At 25.2% G+C, this 1,894-nt stretch carries 1 protein-coding gene; it reads left to right on the forward strand.

The features are described from left to right. Positions 1–1,754, forward strand: a 1,754-nt coding sequence (locus KJR01_RS09515) for an autotransporter outer membrane beta-barrel domain-containing protein (RefSeq protein ID WP_214119000.1), incomplete at its 5' end; no start/stop codon positions are given. Between the last annotated feature and the right edge of the window lie 140 nt (positions 1,755–1,894).

The following is a 1,894-nucleotide window of genomic DNA, read 5'->3' on the forward strand; positions in this document are numbered from 1 at the left end:
ACTTTAAAGATATTAATGCTAATAATATTGATTTTATAAACGATGATATAAAAACAACCGATGAAATCAAAGCTCAAACAATAAAAGTAGATGATAAGCTAGTAATTAAAAATATAGATTTAAAAACAACTTCTATTAGTGCAAACAAAGGAGAGATTACAAACTCAAATGTATTCTTAAATAATACTAATGAAGGCTCTAAAGATACTAAAGTGTTTTTAAAAGGTAAAGATGATAATGCTAGTAGTGTATATGATAAAGCAGAAATAACAAGTGGAGATTACACTATAGAAAAATCAGCTATTAAAGGTGGTATTAGAGCTAATACCTTAACTACAACTAATTCAAAAATAGTAGGGCAATTAGCAGTAAATAATCTAAACGCTACTAATTCTACATTTTATATAACAGGTGGTGGATATAATACTTCTTTATATAATCACTTTAGTGGAGCAATCATTGCAAGATATGGTGCAAGTGGCTTTAATAATATAATTAATATTTCTAATACAAACTTAGGCTTATTAATTAATGGCTATGTTCCTATTGCAATTATTAATAATACTAACAACTCAAATACTACTAATTCAAATTCTACAAGAGCTGATGCAATAGCTACAACACCTAAAGTAGTTAATAAAGACTTCTTTAAGATAACTTATACAACACCTATTTCAAGTGTATTATTATCACCTAATCTAGTTCATTATACAACTATGCAAGATGAGAATGGAACTAAAGAAGTTTGGAGTGTAGGTTTAGCTGGTAAAGAATTAAGCAAAGATGAAATCCAAGCAATAATTGATGGTAAAGGCAATGTTAATTACACTACAACAGAATTAATTAATAAAAACTATAAAGATTATTTTATGAGTGAATTATTAGACGATAATACAAAAGCTGAATTAAAAAGCATAATTAATACACCTTATTATGTAGCAAAAAATCAAGCAGAGATTTTAAATGATAGATTTACTTATCTAAGAGATGATATTAAAAATCACGGCTTTTGGGTGAATAATTCATATAATTATTTAAAGACTAATTATAATGATTTAAGAAACAAAGGCACAAGCGTTGGTATAGATAAGAATATAAGCTTAGATAGATTTAATCTAACTTATGGAGTATTTGCAAATATTTCAAGATTAGAAATAAATAAAGCTTTAAGCTCTTCTACTAATGTAAGGTCATTTGGAGCTTATGCTTCTACTAATTTTTATAATGGAAGCTTTATTGATTATTCTTTAGCTTATGTAACATTAAAAAATAAATTTGAAGCTAAAAAGATTGATTTATATACTACTAATTACTTAGACTTATATCAAATAGGTTTAGGCTTAGGACATAGATTTAGTATAAATAATAATTACTTAGAGCCTAATATTAAATTAATAGCTACTAGATATAAGGACTTAGACTTAAAAGGAACTAATGCAAGTATAGAAACTAAAAAAGGTCTTCAAGCTAGTATAAAAGCAGGAGTTAAAGCAGGGGTTGAGTTTAATAAAAACTTTAGCTTAGTTACTGAATTACAATACTTTAAAGACCTAAATGCTCTTTCAAAAAGTAAAGTAGTAGCTCTTTTAGAAAACAATTTTAACAATATCCAAGATAGTGGCTTGAATGCTAAAATAGGATTTTTAGTAAAACCAAATTCTAATTTAGACATTAATGCTGATTTTACAAAGAATATTTCTAATGAGTTTGATACAGGATATAGATTAAACTTAGGATTTAGCTATAAGTTTTAATTAGAACTTTAATAAGTTCTAATTAACTTAGCTTTATTCTAAATACAAAGCTATTTCATCTGATATTAAATAGTTTTTATTAAATACTTTATTATCTTTTATAAAAACCAAATCTTTTAAATCATCTAATTTCTTTTTAT

The organism is Campylobacter sp. 2018MI10 (genome assembly GCF_018501175.1).
Taxonomy (GTDB): domain Bacteria; phylum Campylobacterota; class Campylobacteria; order Campylobacterales; family Campylobacteraceae; genus Campylobacter_E.